Source organism: Cupriavidus sp. 10L43_2, assembly GCF_056395265.1.
Genome location: NZ_JBFTJE010000001.1, coordinates 460,203 through 481,894 on the forward strand (window position 1 = coordinate 460,203; position 21,692 = coordinate 481,894).

20 protein-coding genes are annotated in these 21,692 nt (G+C 63.2%); 15 read left to right on the forward strand and 5 right to left on the reverse strand.

The window, feature by feature from the left end; genetic code table 11:
- Nucleotides 1-42: 42 nt before the first annotated feature.
- Complete coding sequence (locus tag AC1DEL_RS02005) at nucleotides 43-1,557, reverse strand: CoA-acylating methylmalonate-semialdehyde dehydrogenase (protein ID WP_477159059.1); 1,515 nt, start codon at nucleotides 1,555-1,557, stop codon at nucleotides 43-45.
- 188 nt (nucleotides 1,558-1,745) lie between these two features.
- Between AC1DEL_RS02005 and AC1DEL_RS02010 the strand changes: the two genes are divergently transcribed.
- From AC1DEL_RS02010 to AC1DEL_RS02060, 11 genes are all read left to right on the forward strand, one after another.
- A complete protein-coding gene (locus AC1DEL_RS02010; protein ID WP_441591334.1) occupies nucleotides 1,746-2,711 on the forward strand; it encodes a LysR family transcriptional regulator in 966 nt (321 codons plus the stop codon).
- A 142-nt stretch (nucleotides 2,712-2,853) separates the two neighbouring features.
- Nucleotides 2,854-3,588, forward strand: a complete 735-nt coding sequence (locus tag AC1DEL_RS02015) for a succinate dehydrogenase/fumarate reductase iron-sulfur subunit (RefSeq protein ID WP_092293587.1) — start codon at nucleotides 2,854-2,856, stop codon at nucleotides 3,586-3,588.
- 2 nt (nucleotides 3,589-3,590) lie between these two features.
- Nucleotides 3,591-3,926 (forward strand): succinate dehydrogenase, encoded by a 336-nt coding sequence (locus AC1DEL_RS02020; protein ID WP_092293585.1) that lies wholly within the window; start codon nucleotides 3,591-3,593, stop codon nucleotides 3,924-3,926.
- Entirely contained in the window at nucleotides 3,923-4,270 is a 348-nt protein-coding gene (locus AC1DEL_RS02025; RefSeq protein WP_092293583.1) for a succinate dehydrogenase/fumarate reductase transmembrane subunit, read from the forward strand. The genes AC1DEL_RS02020 and AC1DEL_RS02025 overlap by 4 nt, the downstream gene beginning before the upstream one ends.
- 1 nt (nucleotide 4,271) lies before the next feature.
- On the forward strand, nucleotides 4,272-6,020 hold the full coding sequence (locus AC1DEL_RS02030; protein ID WP_441644951.1) for an L-aspartate oxidase: 1,749 nt from the start codon (nucleotides 4,272-4,274) through the stop codon (nucleotides 6,018-6,020).
- Between the two features lie 12 nt (nucleotides 6,021-6,032).
- Nucleotides 6,033-6,968 (forward strand): fumarate hydratase, encoded by a 936-nt coding sequence (locus AC1DEL_RS02035; RefSeq protein WP_441591337.1) that lies wholly within the window; start codon nucleotides 6,033-6,035, stop codon nucleotides 6,966-6,968.
- Nucleotides 6,962-7,645, forward strand: a complete 684-nt coding sequence (locus AC1DEL_RS02040) for a fumarate hydratase C-terminal domain-containing protein (protein WP_441644952.1) — start codon at nucleotides 6,962-6,964, stop codon at nucleotides 7,643-7,645. The genes AC1DEL_RS02035 and AC1DEL_RS02040 overlap by 7 nt, the downstream gene beginning before the upstream one ends.
- A gap of 35 nt (nucleotides 7,646-7,680) precedes the next feature.
- Nucleotides 7,681-8,514 carry an amidohydrolase family protein gene (locus tag AC1DEL_RS02045; protein WP_477159060.1) on the forward strand — a complete coding sequence of 278 codons (834 nt, stop codon included), beginning with the start codon at nucleotides 7,681-7,683 and terminating at the stop codon, nucleotides 8,512-8,514.
- Between the two features lie 8 nt (nucleotides 8,515-8,522).
- A complete protein-coding gene (locus tag AC1DEL_RS02050) occupies nucleotides 8,523-9,437 on the forward strand; it encodes a LysR family transcriptional regulator (protein WP_092293573.1) in 915 nt (304 codons plus the stop codon).
- Nucleotides 9,438-9,501: 64 nt separating this feature from the next.
- Nucleotides 9,502-10,596, forward strand: coding sequence for a Bug family tripartite tricarboxylate transporter substrate binding protein (locus AC1DEL_RS02055; protein WP_477159061.1), 1,095 nt, complete (start codon nucleotides 9,502-9,504; stop codon nucleotides 10,594-10,596).
- Nucleotides 10,597-10,610: 14 nt separating this feature from the next.
- The gene (locus tag AC1DEL_RS02060; RefSeq protein ID WP_477125033.1) at nucleotides 10,611-11,354 is read left to right on the forward strand and encodes a sulfite exporter TauE/SafE family protein; all 744 of its coding nucleotides are present in this window, start codon (nucleotides 10,611-10,613) and stop codon (nucleotides 11,352-11,354) included.
- Nucleotides 11,355-11,631: 277 nt separating this feature from the next.
- Here AC1DEL_RS02060 and AC1DEL_RS02065 read toward each other — a convergent pair whose 3' ends face one another.
- Nucleotides 11,632-13,044, reverse strand: coding sequence for an alginate export family protein (locus AC1DEL_RS02065; protein WP_477125032.1), 1,413 nt, complete (start codon nucleotides 13,042-13,044; stop codon nucleotides 11,632-11,634).
- Between the two features lie 59 nt (nucleotides 13,045-13,103).
- Nucleotides 13,104-13,781, reverse strand: a complete 678-nt coding sequence (locus tag AC1DEL_RS02070; RefSeq protein ID WP_092293565.1) for a hydrolase — start codon at nucleotides 13,779-13,781, stop codon at nucleotides 13,104-13,106.
- Nucleotides 13,782-13,951: 170 nt separating this feature from the next.
- Between AC1DEL_RS02070 and AC1DEL_RS02075 the strand changes: the two genes are divergently transcribed.
- Together AC1DEL_RS02075 and AC1DEL_RS02080 are read left to right on the forward strand one after the other, a co-directional pair.
- Nucleotides 13,952-14,860 (forward strand): LysR family transcriptional regulator, encoded by a 909-nt coding sequence (locus tag AC1DEL_RS02075; RefSeq protein WP_092293563.1) that lies wholly within the window; start codon nucleotides 13,952-13,954, stop codon nucleotides 14,858-14,860.
- 179 nt (nucleotides 14,861-15,039) lie between these two features.
- Entirely contained in the window at nucleotides 15,040-17,715 is a 2,676-nt protein-coding gene (locus AC1DEL_RS02080; RefSeq protein WP_477125031.1) for an excinuclease ABC subunit UvrA, read from the forward strand.
- A gap of 15 nt (nucleotides 17,716-17,730) precedes the next feature.
- Here AC1DEL_RS02080 and AC1DEL_RS02085 read toward each other — a convergent pair whose 3' ends face one another.
- Nucleotides 17,731-18,564: an oxidoreductase gene (locus AC1DEL_RS02085; RefSeq protein ID WP_477125030.1), complete on the reverse strand. Its 834-nt coding sequence runs from the start codon at nucleotides 18,562-18,564 to the stop codon at nucleotides 17,731-17,733.
- A 94-nt stretch (nucleotides 18,565-18,658) separates the two neighbouring features.
- Between AC1DEL_RS02085 and AC1DEL_RS02090 the strand changes: the two genes are divergently transcribed.
- Together AC1DEL_RS02090 and AC1DEL_RS02095 are read left to right on the forward strand one after the other, a co-directional pair.
- Complete coding sequence (locus AC1DEL_RS02090; protein WP_441591342.1) at nucleotides 18,659-19,630, forward strand: AraC family transcriptional regulator; 972 nt, start codon at nucleotides 18,659-18,661, stop codon at nucleotides 19,628-19,630.
- A 78-nt stretch (nucleotides 19,631-19,708) separates the two neighbouring features.
- A complete protein-coding gene (locus tag AC1DEL_RS02095) occupies nucleotides 19,709-20,677 on the forward strand; it encodes a 5'-nucleotidase (RefSeq protein ID WP_477159062.1) in 969 nt (322 codons plus the stop codon).
- A 6-nt stretch (nucleotides 20,678-20,683) separates the two neighbouring features.
- On the opposite strand, the gene AC1DEL_RS02100 is transcribed toward AC1DEL_RS02095, so the two are convergent.
- The gene (locus tag AC1DEL_RS02100) at nucleotides 20,684-21,682 is read right to left on the reverse strand and encodes a Bug family tripartite tricarboxylate transporter substrate binding protein (RefSeq protein WP_092293553.1); all 999 of its coding nucleotides are present in this window, start codon (nucleotides 21,680-21,682) and stop codon (nucleotides 20,684-20,686) included.
- Between the last annotated feature and the right edge of the window lie 10 nt (nucleotides 21,683-21,692).

Sequence of the window (21,692 nt, forward strand, 5' to 3'; positions counted from 1 at the left end):
CCTGGATAGACATGGACGATGCGATCGTTTAGGCAGACGACATCAGTTTGCAGTGGGCATGGCGAACTCGGCGCCGCGCGCGGTGTCGTTGGGCCAGCGTTGCATGATGCTCTTCTGCCGGGTGTAGAACCGGACGCCTTCTTCGCCATACGCGTGCATGTCGCCAAACAGCGAGCGCTTCCAGCCGCCGAAGCCGTGCCACGCCATCGGCACGGGGATCGGCACGTTGATGCCGACCATGCCAACTTCGATACGACGGGCGAATTCGCGCGCCACTTGCCCATCCCGCGTGTAGCAGGCCACGCCGTTGCCGAACTCGTGCTCGTTGACCAGCTTTACCGCTTGCGCGAAATCGTCTACGCGCACACACGACAGCACGGGGCCGAAGATCTCTTCCTTGTAGATACGCATTTCGGGAGTGACGTTGTCGAACAGCGTTCCGCCGGTAAAGAACCCTTGCTCATGGCCGGGCACCTTGTAGTTGCGGCCATCGACAACAAGCTTCGCGCCTTCCTGAACGCCGAGCGCCACGTAGTTCTCGATGCGTTCGAGCGCCTGGCCGGTCACGACGGGGCCCATCTCGGCGTCAGCTTCCATGCCGTTCTTGATGATGAGTTCCCGTGCGCGCGCTTCCAGCTTCGGCATGATCTTGTCCGCCACGTCGCCGACGAGCACGGCCACGGAGATGGCCATGCAGCGCTCGCCCGCCGAGCCGTATGCGGCACCGATCAGTCCATCGACGGCCTGGTCGATATCGGCGTCGGGCATGACCACCATGTGGTTCTTTGCACCGCCCAGGGCCTGCACCCGCTTGCCGAGCCGCGCGCCCGTCTCGTAGATGTAGTTCGCAATCGGCGTCGAGCCGACGAAGCTCACGGCCTTGACCTCCCGGTGATGGAGCAGGGCGTCGACCACCGTCTTGTCACCTTGCACGACGTTGAAAACGCCATCGGGCAGTCCGGCTTCCTTGAGCAGGCGGGCCATGAAGAGCGATGCCGAAGGATCGCGCTCGCTTGGCTTCAGGATGAAGCAGTTGCCGGTGGCGATGGCGACCGGGAACATCCAGCACGGCACCATGCAAGGGAAATTGAACGGCGTGATGCCTGCCACAACGCCCAGCGGCTGGCGCRGCGTCCAGTTGTCCATGCCGGTGGAGACCTGGTCGGTGAAGTCGCCCTTGAGCAGTTGGGGAACACCGCATGCAAATTCGATGATGTCGATGCCGCGGCTGACTTCACCGGCCGCATCGCTGAGCACCTTGCCGTGCTCGGCGGTAATGATCGCGGCAAGTTCGTCCTTGTGCCGGTTCATCAGTTCGAGGAACTTGAACATGACGCGCGCCCGGCGAATCGGCGGGGTATCGGCCCACTTCGGAAACGCTGCGGCGGCGGATGCGACGGCTACATCGACGTCCTGCGCCGTGCCCAGTCGAACCTGGCGCGCGACCGCGCCAGTAGCAGGATTGAACACGGCCTGCGACCGCTCGCCGTTGCCTTGATACGGTTCGCCGGAAACAAAGTGAATCACCTCGGCGGGGTGGGTATAGGGCGCAGTCATGGTCATCTCCTGTCAGTGTCGGGCGGGGATCGACATACCCGCCGCGTGATCGATGACTGGAGTGTATGGATGGCCGCTCCCGCGGGGTAGTCACCCACCGCCGAACATATTGTTCAGGAAATTTAGCCACTGCCATGTTATAGATACGAAAAGTCCCATCAAAAAAGTGCCGATTAAGGAGTGTCTGGATGCGCAAGGACCACGTGGAGGACCTTTGGGAGCACCTGCATTGGCTTGTGGTGCTGCATCAGCAAGGCAGTTTCAGCAAAGCTGCCGCACGCCTTGGCGTCAGCAAGGCCTCGATGAGCCAGCACATTACGGATCTCGAGAAGGCCGCCGGCATTACCCTGGTGCAGCGGACTACCCGCAGCGCTTCGTTGACGGATGCGGGGCGGCAAATGGTCGAGTCCATGCGTGGCGCGTTCGAGCAGATCGCAACGGGCTACGCCCAGGTGCGCGACCTGGCGGGCGCACCCAGGGGGTTTCTTCGCGTGACGGCGCCAGTGGCTTTTGCCAGGCAACAACTGATACCTCGTCTGCCCGATTTCCTGCGCCGTTATCCGCAGATCCAGCTTGAGTTGGATATGTCGGATCGATTGCGGCCGCTGGCGCAGGAGGGCTTTGACATCGCCGTCAGGCATACATCGACCCCGCCGGAGACCCACGTCGCATGGACCCTCGCGGCCACGCGCTCGGTGCTGGTGGCAAGCCGTGCGTACCTGCGGAGCAGGGGGACGCCGGAGACGCCGCAAGCCTTGATGGGCCATGCATGCCTTCACTATCCACGGCTGCAGGGCGCGGCCACATGGACCTTTGTTCCTGCGGTGGCGGAGCGCAATGTCCGACATGCCGATCCCGTGACGGTGCCGGTGACGGGTCCCTTGTCCGTGAATAACAGCGAAGCCTTGCGCGATGCCGCAATCGAAGGCCTGGGCATCGCGCTGCTTCCGGACTTCAGCGCCCAATCGGCGCTGGAAACCGGACGGCTCGTCGAGGTCCTGCCGGAATGGCGTTCAGCGGGTGCCTTCGGGGATTGGCTCTACGCCATCCGCCCCTACTCCGCGCATGCCTCGCGGGTCTCGCAAGTCTTCGTGGAGTACTTGCGAGAGTCCTTCGCGCAAGGGTTTACCTCAACGCCCCCAACCCTGATCTGACGCGCGTCGCGCAATACGTCGACTACAAGGCGCTTTTGGCCTTTTAATTCAAAAAATATCAAGTTATTTAATATTGATTCAGAAATATCGATTACTTAAACTCGCTTCAACACCCACCCACAAAAGACTCAGGGGAAAAGTGATGGAGGCGACAAAGCCCGCGCAACGCACGCTGAAGGTACGTATTGCCCGCGGCACCGAGGACGGCAATTTCACGACCTATGAGGTGCCATGGCGCGAGAACCAGACCGTTCTCGACGTGGTGACCGAAGTGCAGCGGCGTATCGAACCAACCCTGTCCTACCGCTTCGCGTGCCGGGTTGGGGTATGCGGATCCTGCGCGATGACGGTGAACGGCAAGCCGCGCTGGACATGCCGCACCCACGTCAGCCGCGTAGAAGAGGATGGCGTGATCGTCATCGAGCCGTTGCGCAACATGCCGCGCATCAAGGACCTCGTGGTCGACATGTCGGAGTTCTTCGACAAATGGAAGAAGGCCGGCAGCACCTTCGTGGGCACCGCGACGCGCCATGAGCCCCCGGCCGCGGTATCCCCGACCAGCAAGAAGCGAAAGATGGCCGACGCTGCCATCGAATGCATCAACTGCGGCGTTTGCTATGCGTCCTGCGACGTGGTGGCATGGGACAAGGAGTACCTCGGTCCCGCCGCGTTGAATCGCGCATGGACCCTCTTCAACGACGAACGTCATGCGGACCCCAAGGACGTGCTGAAGAAGGCGACTTCCGGCAGCGGCTGCAATTCCTGCCATACGCAGGGCAATTGCATGACGCACTGCCCGGTCAGCCTGAGCCCGACGGGAAGCATTGCCGGCCTGAAGAAGAATGCCCTGCTGCAATTCCTGAAGGGAGGGGACTGATCATGGAGCAGCGTCTGTTCGCCCTTCAGCGCCTCAGCGCGATGGTCATGGCGCCGTTCGTGCTGGTACATCTGGGGATCATCCTCTATGCAGTGCGAGGCGGCCTGACCGCCGCCGAGATTCTCGCGCGCACGCAGGGCAGTCTTTTCTGGATTCCGTTCTATTCCCTGTTCGTGATCAGCGTGGCGGTGCACGTGCCGATCGGGCTGCGCAACATCCTGATCGAATGGGCGCGCCTGAGCCGCGGCGCCGCATCGGTGTGCTGCTTCCTCTTCGGCCTGTTGCTGCTGTCGATGGGCCTGCGCGCGGTTGCCGCAGTGGGAGGCCTGCTGTCATGAAGTCTCCGAGAAACCACCGCGCCTACTGGGCCTTCCTTGGTCACCGCCTGTCGGGGCTGGCGCTTGGCGTCTTCCTGCCCGCGCACTTCTATGTCCTTGGACTCGCGCTGGAGCAACAGGCGCGTATGGACGCGTTCCTGAAATTCGCCGACATGGGCGCCGTCAAGTTCGGCGAATGGGGCCTGGTGCTGCTGTTGTCCATCCACATGTGCTTTGGCCTGCGACTGCTGGCGCTTGAACTCCTGCCATGGAGTACCACCCGAGACGCGCGCCTGTCGTGGATCAGTTGGGGTGGTGTGCTGTCGCTGTGCGTCGGCGTGATCTTTGCCCTGGGGGTTATTTGAAATGCAGATCGAGAACCACAAGACGGACATCCTGATTCTTGGCACGGGCGGGGCAGGGCTGTTTGCCGCCCTGCATGCCAAGAAGGCCAATCCTGCGCTCAAGGTTTCCGTGGCGGTGAAGGGCCTGCTCGGCAAGTGCGGTTGCACGCGGATGGTGCAGGGCGGATACAACGTGGCACTGTCCACAGGCGATTCGGTCGAACGTCATTTCATGGACACCATCGAGGGCGGCAAATGGCTGCCGCGCCAGGATCTGGCCTGGCGGCTGGTCGAAGGCGCGGTCGAGCGCGTGCGGGAACTCGAGAACGAGATCGGCTGCTTCTTTGACCGCAACCCCGACGGCACGCTGCACCAGAAGGCTTTCGCGGGCCAGAGCTTTGACCGCACCGTCCACAAGGCGGACCTGACCGGCATCGAGATCATCAATCGCCTGATGGAACAGGTGCGGGCCCTGGATGTGGAAGAGCTGGAGGAGCACCGCGCCATCGAGCTGATCCCGGCCGCCGATGGCTCCGGCATCGCCGGCGTGCTGTTCATCGACATGCGGCGCGGCACCTACCGCTTCGTACAGGCCAAGGCGGTGCTGCTGGCCACGGGGGCGGGCCCGACGATGTACCGCTACCACACGCCATCCGGCGACAAGACCTGCGACGGCCTGGCGATGGCCATGCGCTACGGGCTGAGCCTGCGCGACATGGAGATGGTGCAGTTCCACCCGACGGGACTGCTGGGAGGCCCGGATACCCGCATGACCGGCACGGTGCTCGAAGAGGGCCTGCGCGGTGCCGGCGGTTGGCTGGTCAATGGCAACGGTGACCGTTTCATGACCAACTATGACGCACGCGGCGAGCGCGCGACGCGCGACGTGGTCAGCCGGGGCATCTACGCCGAAATGCGCGCAGGCCGGACCGGCCCGATGGGTGGGATCTACATCCAGATGAGCCACCTTGGACCCGAGAAGGTGGCCAAGACGTTCCCCGGCATGGTCAACCGCTGCAAGGATTGTGGCTTTGACCTGGCCGGCGGTCGCGTGGAGGTGGTGCCCACCGCTCATTATCTGATGGGCGGCGTGGAGTTCGATGTGGATTGCAGCACGGCTTCGCCGGGACTGTTTGCGGCCGGGGAGGATTGCGGCGGCGTGCACGGCGCCAATCGCCTGGGCGGCAATGGCGTGGCGAACTCGACGGTATTCGGCGGCATCGCCGGCGATTCGATGGCTGCGTATGCCACCGGTGTGCAGCATTGGAAGGAGCCGGACAAGCGCGTCATCCTGCGCGGTATCGAGCGTGCCGAGTATCCGTTCTCGAAGGCTCCCGGCGCCATTCACGATTTGCGCGATGCGCTCGCCCAGACGATGTGGGACGACGTCGGCGTACTGCGTCACGAGGCGGCGATGCGCCGGGGACTGGATTCCATCGCTTCGCACAACGCGGCGCTGCTGGCCATGGGCGTTCCGGATGGCGACCGCCGCTACAACGTCACCTGGCATGACTGGCTCAATCTGCAGAGCCTCGTGGACATGTCCCGCGTGATCACCGTTTCCGCATTGGCGCGCGAGAACAGCCGGGGCGCCCACTTCCGCGAGGACTTCCCGGAGCCCGGCGATTTGCACGGCAGCCGCTACACCCGAGTGACCGCGGACGGCGACGATATTCGTCTGGATATGGTGCCGGTGAAGTTCGACATCGTGACGCCAGGCACGTCCCTGATTACCGGTGAGGCCGGTCAACCCCCAAAAGTTGCTGCATAGAGGACCGCTACGATGACCATCTCCATCGATCGGGTCGAGGAAGCCGCGTTCGAGATCATGAAACGCGCGGCGATCGAGATCCCCAAGGACTACAAGCAAGGCATCCAGGCGTTGCAGAAGACCGAGACCGGCAAGCTGCCGCGCTTCGTGATCCACGCCATGCAGGACAACTGGGAAGCGGCGGACCAGGACCGGCGCCCCATGTGTGCCGATACCGGGCTCCCACGCTACTACGTCAAGGTTGGCAACAACGCTTCGGTGCAGCGCGGCTTCGTCGCGGTCGAGCGCGCGCTGCGCAAGGCCACGGCCGATGCCACGCTGGCGGTGCCGCTGCGGCCCAATCGCGTGCACCCGCTCTGGCGCACGGACAACAACAATAACGTCGGCATCAATGCGCCGGAGATCGAGTGGTCGTTCGAGCCCGACGCCGACTGGGTCGACATCACGACCGTGCACAAGGGCGGGCTGTTCGGCACCGACTACCGGATGCTGTTCCCCGGCGACGGCATCGACGGTATCAAGCGATTCGTGCTCGATACGCTGATTGCCTTCGGCAAGCGCGGGCTGGCATGCCAGCCCGCCATCGTCGGCATCGGCCTGGGCGGCTCGAAGGATACCTGCATGCAGCTTGGCAAGCAGGCGGCCTGCCTGCGCGTGGTGGGCGACCGCAATCCCGATCCCAAGATCGCCGAACTCGAGCGTGAACTGATGACGCTGGGCAACTCGATCGGCATGGGTGCCATGGGCTTCGTGGGCTCGTCGATGGTGGTGGACTGCCATATCGAGGTAGGCCACACCCACACGGGCGGGATGCCGATCAGCCTCCACACGTTCTGCCTGTCGTCGCGGCGGGCAACGGCCCGGATTCACCCGGACGGCAACATCGAATATCGCACGGACCCCCAGTGGTTCACCCCATACCTGCGCAGGGAGACGGTCGAATGGTAAGCCCCCAAGACGATGAACTGAAGGTCTTCCACATCAATCTGCCAGCCACGACGGAAGACCTCGCAAGACTTGAGCTGGGCTCGGCCGTCTACTTGACCGGCCTGGTCTATACCGCCCGGGAAGGCATCTACAAGAAGGTGCTCGATGAGGGCCTGGAGGCACCGGTGGAACTGCGCGGGCTCAGCAACGTGAACTTCCACTGTTCACCGGCTGCGGCGCCCAACGAGGACGGCGGCTACAACGTAGGCGCGGTGACCGCGACGGCAAGCTTCCGCTTCTCCAAATGGATTCCCAAGTGGATGGAGAAGACGGGGTGCCGCATCTTTATCGGCAAGGGTGGCATGCCCGCCGACGACTACAAGCGCGTGCTGGCGCCCGGCGGGGCGATCTACCTCACAACCGTCGGCTATGGCACGGGCGCGCTGCTTGGGCGCGGCATCAAGCGTGTGCAGGACGTGTTCTGGCTGGATGAACTCGGCATTGCACAGGCGATGTGGATGTTCGACGTCGAGAACTTCGGTCCGTTTATCGTCGAGAGCGACCTGGAAGGCAATTCGCTGTTTGCGCAGCACGCGGAGGTCATCAACGCCGGGATCGACAAGCTCTACGCCGGCCTCAAGCCGCCGGCGCTGCACAGGTACGGCGAGACCGACGATCGCAAGAACGAGGTGATGTAAGGCCATTCCCGCATCCAACCAGCCAGGAAGACGACATGATCATTGATTTCAGACTCCGCCCGCCGGTCGGCGGCTTTCTCGACACGTTGATGTACTCGGCCGGCGAGCGGCGCGACGGCTTTACCCGGACCGTTGGCTTCGAGCCTTCCCCCGCAGCGCAACGACAGTCCATGGAACTGCTGCTCAAGGAGATGGACGAAGGCGGGGTCGACAGGGGCGTGGTGGTCGGTCGCCTTGCCGGCACGCTGGGAAGCGTCTCCAATGAAGACGTCGCACGCATCGTGGGCGACTATCCGGAGCGCTTCATCGGTGCCGCCTCGATCGATCCGACGAACCGCGTGGCGGCGTGCAAGACCATTTCGGACGCGGTCGCCCACGGGTTCAWGGCCATCAATATCGAGCCCGGCTCCTACCCGGTTCCCATGTACGCGGACGATCGACGCCTCTATCCGATCTACGCGCACTGCGAGGATCTGGAGGTGCCGGTGATCATGATGGTAGGCGGAACAGCCGGCCCGGACTTGAGCTACTCCGACCCCGTGCGCACTGATCGCGTGCTGGCGGACTTCCCTAAGCTGAAGGTCGTCGTTGCGCACGGCGGCTGGCCCTGGGTGACCGAGATCCTGCATATCGCGTTCCGCCGCCCGAATATGTACCTTTCGCCGGACATGTACTTCTCGCGGATGCCAGGCTGGGAGGAATACGTCAAGGCCGCGGATTCCTTCCTCGCAGACCGCATGCTGTACGCAAGCTCGTTCCCATTCTGCCCGGTACGGGACTACAAGCAGTGGTTCGAAACATTGCCGATCCGTCCCGAGAACCTCGAAAAGGTGATGGGTGGCAACGCCCGCCGCCTGCTGGGCATCTAGAGTTCGACATGGACGTCAAGACGCTCTACACGCTGGTAGCCATCGCCGACCGGGGCAGCTTCGCGGAGGCCGGCAATGCTATCGGCCTGACGGTATCGGCCGTCAGCATGCAAATGCGCTCGCTCGAAGAAGAGTTGGGCATCACGATCTTCGATCGTAGCCGCAGGCCGCCGGTGTTGACGGATGCCGGCCTCGCCTTCACAAACCGCGCCCGAGACCTGCTGACCCACTGGGAGAGCATGAGCGCGGCCCTCAAGCGCGATGCGGCTGGCGGTGTGCTCAAGCTCGGCTCGGTTCACACCTGCGTCTCCGGGGTGTTGCCGCTGGCCTTGAAGCGCCTGCACCAGCAGGGTCATCGCATCGACATTCACCTGACCACGGGCCTGACACACGATCTGGAACGGGCGGTGCACCGGCGGCAACTCGATGTCGCCGTTGTCACCGAGCCGGAGGTTCCACGCCTGGACCTGCAGTTCATGCCTTTCTTCAACGAAGAGTTTGTCGTGATCACCCACGCCACTACGCGCGGCGATTCGGACAAGGGTGTGCTGGAAACCACGCCTTATGTGCGATTCAATCGCACGGCGCGCGTGGGCCTGCTCGTTCAGGAAGAAATGGTGCGACGACAGATCGCCGTCCGCTCGACCATGGAGATCGACACGCTCGAAGGCGTCATCGCGATGGTCGCCAATGGCCTGGGATCGTCAGTGGTGCCGGCCCGTGGCGTCGAGAACGAATTTCCGGCGTCGATTCGCACCATTCCGTTCGGCTCGCCGCCGCTGATGCGTCGCATCGGGATTCTGGTGCCGCGCGACAACCCCCGTGCGCATCTGTCGAGGTTGCTGCTTGACGCATTGACCGCTGTCACGACACCCGCCAGCACACCGGACGACGGCCGCCCGAAACTGGTGCAGAAGGGCTGACGCATGCGGTAAGGACGTATACGAAAGTCGCATACGAAAGCGACGCCACACAAAGGAGACAACGATGAACGCAGCAAGCACTGGCAAGGCCATCTGGCATTGGTTTGGACGAGGGCGGCACGGGTTGAGCCGGATACGTCAGCATCCCGTTGTGAAAGAGCTGTGCGGCGATGCGGACGCCAGGCGATACAACACATCGACCGCGGCAGCCATGTTTGCGTTTGCGATTGCTCCGCTAGCCATGGTGCCGGCTCACGCGGAGGAATGGCCGGGCAAGCCGATTCGTCTGGTAGTGCCGTTTGCCGCGGGCGGCGCGACCGATCTGCTTGCACGTGCGGTGGCCGTGGAACTGGGCAAGCAATGGAAGCAGCCCGTTGTCGTGGACAACCGCCCGGGTGCAGGCGGTGCCGTGGGCGCGGAAGCCGTAGCCAAATCCGTGCCGGATGGCTACACGCTGCTGCTCGCCTCCGGCAGCATGTTCACGGTCAACCCGTTCATCTATCAGAAGCTTCCCTACTCGGCTGAAAGCTTCGAGATGATCAGCAAGATCGCCAGTGGGCCGATGGTGGTAACGGTCAACACGAAGATTCCGGCGAAAACGATGACCGAGCTCATCGCTTATGCAAAGGCCAACCCGGGAAAATTGACCTTCGCGTCGGCAGGCAACGGTAGCCAGGTGCATATCGCCAGTGAAGCGTTTGCCGACGCTGCCGGCATCGACGTCGTGCATGTGCCGTACAAGGGCGAAGGACCGGCCTATGCGGACCTGATGGCGGGCACGGTAGACATGACAGTGGGGAACATCAATGCCATCTCCCCGCTCCTCAAGGGCGGYCGYMTTCGCGCGCTKGCMGTGACGGGCAASGARCGGTCSRCGCTGCTKCCYGAYGTGCCGACYGTCGCSGAGGCKGGSCTGGAGGGCTTTACGTTCTATGGCTGGTTCGCGCTGATGGCGCCGGCCGGCACGCCAAAGGCGTTGACGGCGAAAATGTATGCCGACCTGGAGCGCGCCGCTGCAGAACCGGGCATGCAGCGCTATCTGGCCGCGCAAGGCATGGCCAGGACGATCACGCCGAAAGGTCGTCTTCCCGAGGAGATTGCCCAGGAATCGGGGCGCTGGAAGCCGCTGGTGACAAAGCGAAAGATCTCCGCCAACTAGGACGGGCACAGGGCATGGGCACTGAACATTACGCAGCCCTCGGGGCAACAGTGGTTGGCGCCTACACGGTGTTCGGACTCACCGGCTTCGGTGCAGCGATGGTCGCCGTGCCGATCCTGGTGCAGTTCATCCCGCTGCAGTTCGTGGTGCCGCTGCTGCTTCTGCTCGATCTTGTGACGACCACAATGGTTGGCCTGCGCAACTGGAGCGCTGTGTCTCGTCAAGAGCTGTCCCGCCTGATCCCGTTCATGATGGTGGGCGTGGCGCTCGGTACGACCGTACTGGCCAAGGTCGAGTCCCGCTGGCTGCTTGTCGGGTTGGGACTCTTTGTGCTCATCATGACGGGGCGGACGCTCCTTGGCGGCGCGCATCGGGAGGAAGCGGCGGCGAGGGGGTGGTCAGTGCCGGCCGGCGTCGTGGGCGGTGTGTTCAGCGCATTGTTCGGCACCGGAGGTCCGGTCTACACCATGTACCTGTCCCGGCGACTTCCGCGGATCGACGAGTTTCGCTCGACCATCGCGGCTGTCATCATGGTGAGTGCGCTGGTGCGCCTGACAGCATTTGCATACAGCGGATTGCTGTTTCAGAGTGATTTGCTGCGCAGTGCCGTGTTCGCCCTGCCATTCGGCCTCGTCGGCCTGGCGATAGGTTCTCGCCTGCGTCGTCGGATCTCGCCCGACGCGGTGCGTCGCGCGCTCTTGGTCCTTCTCTGCATCAGCGGCGTTTCGGTGCTCTGTCGCGGCTTGTTGATGCATTGAGACAAACTTAACAGGATTTTTATCGCGCTCGACGCCATCTTGATGCAGCTTGTATCTGAGTCCGCATACGCTTGATTTGTCACCGTACGATATCAATCGAGGATAAAGATGTGGCTCAGATTTGCACTTGGCGGCCTTGCGATGTTGGCGGTAGTTGCCCTCTTCTGGTTCCAGTTCCGACTGGCAAACAAGGTCTCCCGCGTGGAGGACGTCGCTTTCGATCATCTGGAACACAAGGCAAAGTCGCATTGACCCCGCAGCGGGGCCATCAGACGGTTCAGAACGTGTACGCCGCCGACAGGTAGACGAAGTTTGTATTGTGGCCGCCCACGGCGCTGAGGACTTTTGCCACGTCGACATGCACCAGGCCGGCATTCATGACAATGTGCCGGTCCACCTGCCAGTACACGTCAAAGGCAAGTTGGCTGCCCGTGTAGCGCCCGGCGCGACCCGCCGTGCCGGGAATGGGCGTGGCCACGCTCGTGTAGACGGCATCGTTGGTCGTCTGTCGCCAGATAAAGTCCCAGGACAGGGTCAGCTTGAGTCGCGGAATCGGCTTTAGCGTCAGGGACGGCTGTAGGTCCATGACATTCGATGCACCCAGTAGTCCTGCCTGATTGAAGTACGCCAGTTTTGGAAACAGGCCGCCATACGTGCCCAGCTTTCCGTCGCGCGGATTGGTATCACCACTGCCGATGGTGGCCTTGATGCCCGCACGCGCCTTCCAGTCGGCGACGGAAAATCCATAGCCGGTGTCGGTGGAGAAGCCCCAGGCAAGCAAGTCCTGCGCGCCAAAACTGCCAAACTGTCCCAGGGCTTCCCAATCCCAGTCCCACTGACCGTGCGTGCCAAAGACCCGCCCACCAACGGAATGCCGTCGCTCCACGCCGGTTCCGATGCTGTACAGCGCGTGGTTGTTCTCGAAGCCAAGGTAGTAGACGTCGATGCCCGATGACGGCACAAAGGTCTTGGGGAAGGTCGAGTAGACGCCCCAAAAGGCCTGCGACTGATTGGGCCGATCGTCGAAATCGCCCGCCTTCAGCAGCACCGGCCGCGTGGCAAACGCATCGATCTTCACGCCGCTGTTTGTAGCACCACCCACGCGGACACCATCGAAGGCGCGCCGGACGTTTGGCGCATCCCGCACCGACACCAGCCGTTGCGCGCCGAATGCCATTTCCTGACGCCCGACCCGCAGCAAGGCGGTGTCCATCGTGCTGCCTGCCTTTGGCACATGCACATCGACAAACGCCTGTTGCACGTCCACCCGGTCTTCGTAAGGCGGTATGGCGACCTCCTTGCCCGGCGCCAGATGATTGCCGAGTTGCACGAATGCGCGCAGATAGTCGCCAGCATGCACGTTGGCATGGAGGAGGAGGCGATGCAACAGGTAGCCGTCCGCCGACGGGCCCGGCACGCCGAAGTTCGGCGCCGAGTAGGATTCGAAGCGCTCTCGAATCTCTCCGCCCAGGCTCAGATAGATGTCCGGTGAACCGAGCGGCCGATACTTGATCGCGTCCCAGGGGTCGCTACGGCGCGCCGGATCTCGCAGATAGCTGTAATCCTCGTCGTAGCGAAGAAAATTGTATGGGGGCGGTGACGGCTGGGCGCATCCATTGGACGACATGCCCGCGAGAACGCAGGCCAGTACCACCGGCGGCGCGGACGCTCTTATCGACATGCGTGACATTGACCACCCCTGCGATCAAGGAACCGGCAGGGCCGCCAGGCCCATGCCGGTTCCGACGCTTAGCGCGCGGAGTCCAGCGCCTCGCCCTTCTTCTGCACGTCTTGCGCCTTCGCGTAGCTTTCGATCAGCAACTGGTAGGCCGGGAAGATCTTCGTGTAGATCTCCGCCCATTGCTGCGCGTCATCGCGATGCCACGTGCGTTGCAGCTCGGAGGCCACGCCGGCGGTATCCATCGGTACCACACCGGCCTGCACCACGCGGGCCAGCGTGATTTCCTGCGCCATCTTCGAGTAGGTGCCGGAAGCATCCACTACGGCGAAAACCCGGTACCCGTCAGCCACGGCGCTGATGGACGGGAACGCCATGCACACACTCGTGATGGTGCCGGCGATGATCAGGGTTTTCTTGCCCGTCGCTTCCACGGCGGCGACGAATTCGGGGTTGTCCCATGCATTGATTTCGCCTTTGCGCGCGACGTACTTCGCGTGCGGTGCGTTCTCGTGAATCTCCGGAATCAGCGGGCCATTGGGCCCTTGTGGCACGGAAGCCGTAGTAATGACCGGCAGCTTGCACAGCGTCGCCATCTTTGCCAGGGCGGCGGCGCGCTGGCGCAGTTCCGGCATGGGCATATCGCCTACGGTCTGGAAGAGACCGCTCTGATGATCGATCAGCAGCATCGCCGAGTCGTCCGGGTCGATGACAGGTCGCTTGCCGTTGAAGTTGGCGGGTTGGGACATGATGGGTCTCCTGGGTAAGGGGCGGTGGCATCGCACCGTGTGGAAGGTCTGGCCGCTAGCGACCATTCGTCGGATGGAGAAAGCATAGGATTGGGACGCGGGACGCACTAGAGTGCTAGATTGGACGTCATAGTCCTATCTGGTGAACGATGAAGGGAGAAGGAAGTGGCGTGCAGGACCTAAATGACCTCTACTTCTATGTGCAGGCGGTTGAGCACGGCGGATTCGCGCCGGCTGGCCGCGCACTGGGAATGCCCAAGTCCCGGCTTAGCCGGCGCATCGCCGTCCTGGAGGAACGACTCGGCGTTCGGCTGATCCAGCGCTCGACGCGCCGCTTCACCATGACCGAGATTGGCCGCACCTACTACGAGCATTGCAAGGCGATGCTGATGGAGGCCGAGGCTGCACAGGAAGCCGTGGAGCTGACGCGCGCCGAGCCGCGCGGTACCGTCAGGGTGACCTGTCCGGTGGCATTGCTGCACGCGCACGTCGGCGACATGCTGGCCAGGTTCATGGCCGCGCACCCGCAGGTGATCGTGCATCTGGAAGCGACCAATCGGCGCGTGGATCCGGTCGGCGATGCTGTGGATGTTTCCATCCGCGTCAGGCCGGCGCCATTGCAAGACAGCGACCTTGTCATCCGCGTGCTGGCGGAACGCAGGCAATGTCTGGTGGCCAGTAGCGCCCTGGTAGAAGGGCAGCGCGAGCTGCCACGCGCGCCGGCTGATCTCGCCGACCTGCCAAGCCTTGCACTGGGCGCAACGCAGGCGGAATACGCCTGGACGCTGTTTGGTCCGGATGGGGCGCAGGCGGTGGTGCGACATCGCCCGCGCCTGGTGACAGGCGACATGATTGCACTGCGAGCCGCAGCACTGGCAGGTGTCGGTATCGGCCAGCTGCCGGTGATGATGGTACGTGAGCAGTTGAACGCGGGGCAGCTGGTACGGCTCCTGCCGGACTGGGCACCTCGCGCCGAACTGCTTCACGTCGTATTCCCGTCCCGGCGCGGCGTTTTGCCAGCCGTACGCGCATTGATCGAGTTTTTGGTCGAGAGATTTGCCGAAATGGACGAGGAGTAGGGGCAGGCCGCAGTAGATGTCGAGTAGGCGTCTTTGCGGCGGTCTCTTCACTCCAATCCGATTTGGCATGTTTCCTGCCTTGTTGAGACCATCGCCAAGCGCCCCCTCGGATCCGCAGGAAAGATGAAGATTCAGTCGGAAATTTCTGCAAGGGCGCCGCTTTCAGACAGACAAATCGCATGAAGGATGAATACCGCCGGCACCCACTGACACCCGACGACACGTTTCCGGCCGCGTCCGGTCACGCGGCGGACAACTTCGTCCGCGTGCGCGGGGCCCGTGAGCACAACCTCAAGAACGTCGATGTCGATATCCCACGCAACGCGCTGGTCGTATTTACCGGGGTCTCGGGGTCCGGCAAGTCCTCCCTGGCATTCGGTACGCTTTACGCGGAAGCGCAGCGGCGCTACTTCGAGTCGGTGGCCCCCTATGCCAGACGGCTGATCGAGCAGGTTGGCGTGCCGGAGGTGGATGCGATCGAAGGGCTGCCGCCCGCCGTCGCGCTCCAGCAGCAACGCGGTACGCCGAATGCACGTTCCACGGTTGGAAGCGTCGCCACGCTGGGGAGTCTTGTCCGCATGCTCTATTCGCGCGCGGGCACTTATCCGTCCCGGCAGCCGATGCTGTACGCCGAGGACTTCTCGCCCAACACGGTGGAGGGCGCCTGCCCCACGTGCCATGGTCTGGGGCGCATCTATGATGTGACCGAGCAGTCGATGGTGCCCGACGATACCTTGTCGATACGCGAGCGCGCCATCGCGGCGTGGCCGCCCGCATGGCACGGGCAGAACCTGCGCGACATCCTGGTGACGCTCGGTTACGACGTGGACAAGCCGTGGCGCGAGCTGCCGAAGAAGGACCGTGACTGGATCCTGTTCACCGAAGAACAGCCCACGGTGCCGGTGTACGCAGGATTCACGCCCAAGGAGGTGCGCGCCGCGCTCAAGCGCAAGATGGAGCCGAGCTATCAGGGCACGTTCACGGGCGCCCGTCGCTATGTTCTGCAGACCTTCGCCACGACGCAGAGCGCGCTGATGAAGAAGCGCGTTTCGCAATACATGATTGGACGCGAATGCCCGGCCTGTCACGGCAAGCGGCTCAAGAAGGAAGCGCTATCGGTGACGTTTGCGGGCATGGACATCGGCACGTTCGCGAACCTTCCGCTTGCCCGCGTGGCGGAGATCATGCGGCCGATTGCGCACGGCGAGTGGGCGAGCCCCGAGGCAATCTCCGGCGCGGTGCTGAGCACGAAGGCGATGCGCGCCGCCACGGCGCGGCGCGTGGCGGCAGGGGGATCCGCACACAAGGCGGCGCCCGACGTGCGACGCACGCCCAACCTCTCCGACGAAAAGCGGCTGGCCGCGCAGCGCATCGCGGAAGAGCTGATGGAGCGGGTTTCCACGCTCATCGATCTCGGGCTCGGGTATCTGTCGCTGGACCGCAGCACGCCGACGCTGTCATCGGGCGAATTGCAACGGCTGCGGCTGGCCACGCAGCTATCTTCCCAACTGTTCGGCGTGGTCTATGTGCTCGACGAGCCCTCGGCCGGGCTGCATCCCGCCGATGGCGAAGCGCTGCTGGTGGCGTTGCGACGATTGAAGGCCGTCGGCAACTCGCTGTTCGTGGTCGAACATGACACACAGACCATGCGTCACGCGGACTGGATCGTAGACGTGGGGCCGGCCGCTGGCGAGGGCGGCGGCCACGTGCTCTACAGCGGGCCGCTCGACGGGCTTGCCGCGGTGCAGGCATCGCGTACCGCAGCGTATCTGTTTGGCGAGCAACAGGTGTCCCTGCGAGAACCCCGTGAACCCGCTGGGTGGCTCAAGCTCGTGCATGTCGCCCGCAACAATCTCCACAAGATCGATGCGGCGATACCACTGGGGTGCTTCGTGGCGGTGACGGGTGTCTCGGGATCGGGGAAGTCGAGCCTGATCAGTCAGGCCCTGCCGGAGCTGGTGAACCGGCATCTTGGCCGCGCCAACGATAGCGATGCCGACGAGGAGCGCGATCCACTGTTCGCGGTGACGGATATGCCGACAAGTGGGCGCGTGGCGGGCGACCTGGAGGCGGTGCGCCGTCTGGTGCGCGTCGACCAGAAGCCCATTGGCCGCACCCCGCGATCGAACCTCGCTACCTATACCGGGCTGTTCGATCATGTCCGCAAGCTGTTTGCCGACACCCCCGCCGCGCGCAAGCGGCGCTATACGCCGGGACGATTTTCCTTCAACGTCGCCCAAGGCCGTTGCCCCACATGTGAAGGCGAGGGCTTCGTCAGCGTGGAGCTGCTGTTCCTGCCGAGTGTGTATGCGCCGTGTACCGCCTGCCACGGCACGCGCTATCAGGCGCAGACGCTGGAAATCACCTGGCAAGGCCGGAATATTGCCGAGATCCTCGACCTGACCGTCGATGCGGCATGCGAAGTCTTTGCGGATGAGCCTTCGGTGATGCGATCGCTGAAGGCGTTGCAGGACATCGGATTGGGATACCTTCGATTGGGGCAGCCGGCCACCGAGCTGTCGGGTGGCGAGGCACAGCGGATCAAACTGGCCACCGAACTGCAGCGCGCCCAGCGCGGCGACACGCTCTACGTGCTGGACGAACCCACCAACGGACTGCATCCGGCCGATGTGGACCGCCTGCTCCTGCAACTACAGGAGCTGGTGGATGCGGGCAATACCGTGGTCGTTGTCGAGCACGACATGCGTGTCGTGGCCCAGGCGGACTGGGTGATCGACATGGGTCCGGGCGCCGGAGAGCAGGGCGGCCGCGTCGTGGCTAGCGGCCGCCCCACCGATATCACCAGCGTGGCGACGAGCCGCACTGGCGAATATCTGGCAAAGGAATTGAGTTGACCCGTTCAAGGCCGCTCAACCGTCGGTCGACACTGTGACGTGTTCCCAGGCGCAGAGTTCGCTTGCTGCAGCAGACAGCTTGCTTCGCACGAGTTGGAGCGCGTCGCTACCAAGCAGAAGATGCGCGGGCGGCTGATCTGCATCGATCACGGCGAGCATCGCACGCGCTGCCTTTGCGGGATCTCCCAACTGCTTTCCGCTCTTCTCGATACGTGCCTCGCGAACCGGTTCGAAGATAGCGTCGTAGTCGGGGATTGAGCGTGGCGTGCGGGTCATCGATCGACCCGCCCAGTCGGTGCGAAACGAGCCCGGCGCGACAGCGGTAACCGCAATACCGAAGGGCTGCACTTCCTTGGCAAGCGCGTCCGAGATGCCTTCCAGAGCGAACTTGCTCCCACAATAGTAAGCAATACCGGGCATCGTGATGTAGCCGCCCATAGACGTAATGTTAAGAACATGACCGCGCCGGCGTTCACGCATGAAAGGCAGCACGGCCTTCATCATGGCGACTGCGCCGAACACGTTCACGTCGAACTGTCGGCGCATCTCGGACAAAGGCGACTCTTCCAGAATGCCTTCATGCCCGTAGCCCGCGTTGTTGACGAGGACATCGATGGGGCCGACGTTCGATTCGATCTCCGCAACGACGCCGTCGATGGCGTCGAATTCGGTCACGTCGAGTATGCGGGCGAAAGCCCTGTCGATGGATAGCGCTTCGAAGTCTTGCTTCGCTTGCGCGCTTCTCACCGTGCCGACCACGCGGTGGCCGGCCGCCAGCGCCTCTTGAGCGAGCGCACGACCAAAGCCGCTGCTGACGCCGGTAATGAGCAAGCGTTTGCTGGATGCCATTTGAGCTTCTCCGTTCGGTAGACTGGAGAGCGCATGTTATTCTGCAGAAATCAGTGATATAAGCGCCAATCTCCTGTTTTTCTTGCCTAAAACTATGTATTCGAAGAGTGATACGGGTAATCATCCGTCTTCGTCAGACGGCGGGCAACGACGATTGGTCGATCTGCTCGGCGCATTGGCGCACAACGAGGGATACAACCTCACGGCGCTCCCCGGGGTCCGAATACTGCGCTCCGATCGCGCCTTGTCGCGTACTCCGGTTCTTTACGATCCGGGAATTGTCATCGTTTGCCAGGGCCGCAAGCGTGGTTACTTCGGTGACAAGCGCTATGTCTACGACGCGCAGCACTACCTCGCCGTCTCAGTTCCCGTTCCATTCGATATGGAGACGGACGCGACGCCGGCGCATCCCCTTCTCGCGATGTATTTGCACCTGGATTTTGCGGTCGCCGCCGAGTTGATGCTGCAGATCGACCGGCAGTCGGTGGCCGAGCGCGCGCAGCCACCGCAGGCCATGATGTCAAGTCCAATGGATGCGGACATGCGCGCATCGGTATTGCGCTTCCTGGAGGCGATGAACCGACCGCTCGAGGCAGCCGTGTTGGGTCCCGGACTGCTGCGAGAACTGTATTTCCGGGTACTCACCGGGGAGCAGGGAAGCGCCATGCGAGAGGCGCTTGCGATGAAAGGTCAGTATGGAAAGATCGGCCGGGCGCTGCGCCGCATTCATGCCGATTACGCGGAACCGCTCGACCTGTCGCAACTCGCACTGGAAGCCGGCATGAGTATTCCTACCTTCCACAGCCATTTCAAGGAGATCACGCAGACGTCACCCATGCAGTATCTAAAGTCGACGCGCCTGCATCAGGCTCGCCTGCTAATGGTGCGTCAAGATCTGACCGCAGAAGCGGCTGGCCGTGCCGTGGGCTACACAAGTCCATCACAATTCAGCAGAGAATTTAGAAGACTTTTTGGCTTGACCCCGGCGGCGGAGGCGAAGCGAATGCGAGAAGGGTTTGCGGTCCCCCCGGTGTTCCATGACGCTGAGTACGTCTCCTCGCACTGATGGCGCTTGCTGTCCGGATAGACTTAGCATCTTTCGATTTCACGGCGGGGCCTGACCCCTTGCGAGCAACAATCACCTATGCCTTACGATCTGACCAACCGGCTGGTACTGGGGCTCGCGTCGAGTGCGCTGTTCGATCTCGACGAGTCCGACAAGATTTTCCGCGGCGACGGCGAGGAAGCCTACCGCGACTACCAACGCAAGCACCAGCACGTGCCGTTGCGCCCGGGCGTGGCATTTCCCTTCATTCGACGACTGCTATCGCTCAACGAACTGCGTCCGGGTGATCCGCTGGTGGAGGTGATCCTGCTCTCCAGGAATGATCCCGACACCGGCATGCGGGTGATGGAGTCGATCAAGGCTCATGGGCTGGATATCAGTCGTGCCCTGTTTCTGCAGGGCGGCGCGCCGCAGCGCTATATCGAAGCCCTGAACATCAGCCTGTTCCTTTCCGCAAATCAGACCGATGTCCGCCAGGCGATCCTGGCTGGGCATGCGGCCGGCCAGGTTCTGGCTGGCACCTTGCCCGCCGATACGGAGTCTGACGAGCTACGGCTGGCCTTCGACTTTGACGGGGTGATTGCCGACGATGCGGCCGAGGCCGTTTTCCACAACGGCCAGCTCGACGCATTCCTTCAGCACGAGCAGAAACACATCGACATCCCCCACAATCCGGGACYCCTGGCGCCGTTCCTGAAGAAACTGGCGGTGATCCAGGCGCTCGAGAGCGAGCGCGTGCAGCGGGACCCGCAGTACAAGCAGAAGTTGAGCGTGGCGATCGTCACCGCGCGCAACGCGCCGGCGCATGAACGCGTGGTCAACACCATGCGCCACTGGGGCATCTCGGTCAACGAGGCGTTCTTTCTGGGCGGGGTGGAGAAGCGGCTCGTCCTGGAAGTGCTCCAGCCGCACATTTTTTTCGACGACCAGCGCCTGCATCTGGAACCGGCCGCCGGGACCCTGCCATGCGTCCATATCCCGTTCGGGATCCGAAACGCCGAGCAGCTTTCCCCGGAGGCCGTGGATGGCGGGGCGATGCCAGCTTAATTCGCCTTACATGGCGGTGATGTTCTTCGCCTTGACGATGGCGCTCCAGCGGTCGTAGTCCTTGTTCAGGCGTGCCTGCATCTGCTTGCCGTCCTGGAACGAGGCGATGGCGCCGGCACTTACCAGCTTCTGCTGCAGTTCCTTGTCGCTGGTGACGATGTCGCGGGTCTCGCGGGCAATGCGGTCCACAATGGCCTGCGGCGTCTCCAGCGGCGCGATCAGGCCGCCCCAGGAGTCGAAGTCGAAGCCCGGGAAGCCCTGTTCGGACACCGTCTTCACGCCGGTCAGCAGCACCTTGGCATTGGGCGAACTCAGGGCGATCGCCTTGAGCTTGCCGGCGCGGATGTGGGGCAGGGCGGCCACTACGTCGGCGAACATGATGCCCACCTGTCCGCCCAGCAGGTCCGCAACGGCCGGCGCACTGCCGCGGTACGGCACGTGCTGCATGTCGAAGCCGCCCAGGTCCTTGAGCTGCTCCATGGCCAGGTGCCCGAAGCTGCCGGTGCCCGAGCTGGTGTAGTTCAGCGGCGTCTTGCTGGCCTTGGCGAAGCGGATCAGGTCCGGCAGGGTCTCCACGCCGGGCACCACGGCGGGATTGATGACGATGGCCATCGGCAGCACATAGACCGTGGCCACGGACAGGAAGTCCTTCTTCACGTCATAGGCGTTGTTCTTGTACATCAGCGGTGCCAGCAGCGCCGGCATGCCGAACATCGACAGGCTGTAGCCATCGGCCGGGCTCTTGATAAAGCTGGCCGTGCCGATGGAACCCGACGCACCCGGCTTGTTCTCGATGATGACCTGCTGCCCGAGTCGCTCCGACAGCTTCTGGGCCACGATCCGGGCGGCGGTGTCCGTGGGGCCGCCCGCCGGGAACGCGACGGTCATCTTGATGAACTTCTCCGGCCAGCCGGTCTTGGCGAGCACGGCGGGCATCATCGATGCCAGGGAGGCCGCGGCGCCGGCCTTGAGGATCTGGCGGCGGCTGAGTCGCAGCTTGGTCATGGGTTTTGTC

Bases quoted from the DNA above. Each gene is read 5' to 3' on its own strand.
- AC1DEL_RS02010 (WP_441591334.1), top strand. From the start codon at position 1,746: ATGCGCAAGGACCACGTGGAGGACCTTTGGGAGCACCTGCATTGGCTT.
- AC1DEL_RS02015 (WP_092293587.1), top strand. From the start codon at position 2,854: ATGGAGGCGACAAAGCCCGCGCAACGCACGCTGAAGGTACGTATTGCC.
- AC1DEL_RS02020 (WP_092293585.1), top strand. From the start codon at position 3,591: ATGGAGCAGCGTCTGTTCGCCCTTCAGCGCCTCAGCGCGATGGTCATG.
- AC1DEL_RS02025 (WP_092293583.1), top strand. From the start codon at position 3,923: ATGAAGTCTCCGAGAAACCACCGCGCCTACTGGGCCTTCCTTGGTCAC.
- AC1DEL_RS02030 (WP_441644951.1), top strand. From the start codon at position 4,272: ATGCAGATCGAGAACCACAAGACGGACATCCTGATTCTTGGCACGGGC.
- AC1DEL_RS02035 (WP_441591337.1), top strand. From the start codon at position 6,033: ATGACCATCTCCATCGATCGGGTCGAGGAAGCCGCGTTCGAGATCATG.
- AC1DEL_RS02040 (WP_441644952.1), top strand. From the start codon at position 6,962: ATGGTAAGCCCCCAAGACGATGAACTGAAGGTCTTCCACATCAATCTG.
- AC1DEL_RS02050 (WP_092293573.1), top strand. From the start codon at position 8,523: ATGGACGTCAAGACGCTCTACACGCTGGTAGCCATCGCCGACCGGGGC.
- AC1DEL_RS02060 (WP_477125033.1), top strand. From the start codon at position 10,611: ATGGGCACTGAACATTACGCAGCCCTCGGGGCAACAGTGGTTGGCGCC.
- AC1DEL_RS02065 (WP_477125032.1), bottom strand. From the start codon at position 13,044: ATGTCACGCATGTCGATAAGAGCGTCCGCGCCGCCGGTGGTACTGGCC.
- AC1DEL_RS02070 (WP_092293565.1), bottom strand. From the start codon at position 13,781: ATGTCCCAACCCGCCAACTTCAACGGCAAGCGACCTGTCATCGACCCG.
- AC1DEL_RS02080 (WP_477125031.1), top strand. From the start codon at position 15,040: ATGAAGGATGAATACCGCCGGCACCCACTGACACCCGACGACACGTTT.
- AC1DEL_RS02085 (WP_477125030.1), bottom strand. From the start codon at position 18,564: ATGGCATCCAGCAAACGCTTGCTCATTACCGGCGTCAGCAGCGGCTTT.
- AC1DEL_RS02090 (WP_441591342.1), top strand. From the start codon at position 18,659: ATGTATTCGAAGAGTGATACGGGTAATCATCCGTCTTCGTCAGACGGC.
- AC1DEL_RS02100 (WP_092293553.1), bottom strand. From the start codon at position 21,682: ATGACCAAGCTGCGACTCAGCCGCCGCCAGATCCTCAAGGCCGGCGCC.